The sequence below is a fragment of the Pseudomonas sp. PDM09 genome (assembly GCF_014852305.1).
Taxonomy (GTDB): Bacteria; Pseudomonadota; Gammaproteobacteria; order Pseudomonadales; family Pseudomonadaceae; genus Aquipseudomonas.
The window spans coordinates 1-332 of the sequence record NZ_JACVBI010000030.1; the positions used below are offsets into that span (position 1 = coordinate 1).

Below are 332 nucleotides of genomic sequence, written 5' to 3' on the forward strand. Positions count from 1 at the left end.
TCGTTAGTGCCGCTGACGGTGACGGTCACCAGCTGAGTATCGACACCGCCGAGGCCATCGCTGACCTGCACGCTGAACACTTCATTATGACTTTCGCCAGCCTTCAATGACTGCACGGCACTGGCGATGCCATCGCTGCCATTGGCCAGGGTATACGTCCACTGGCCGGTGCTGTCGACGGCGATCGAGCCGTAGGTTCCGGTTGCCGAGCCATTGATGCTCCAGCTGGCGGTGGCATCGTGATCGATGTCGGCCGAGCTGAACTGGCCACTCACGCTGAGGGTGGTGTCTTCCTTCACCGCGCCGGCATCGTTGCCGGTCACGAAGCTGAG

At 61.7% G+C, this 332-nt stretch carries 1 protein-coding gene; it reads right to left on the bottom strand.

Annotated elements, in window-relative coordinates; translation table 11 throughout:
• A partial coding sequence (locus tag IB250_RS28530) for a VCBS domain-containing protein (protein ID WP_225603936.1) occupies positions 1 to 332 on the bottom strand: 332 nt, incomplete at both ends.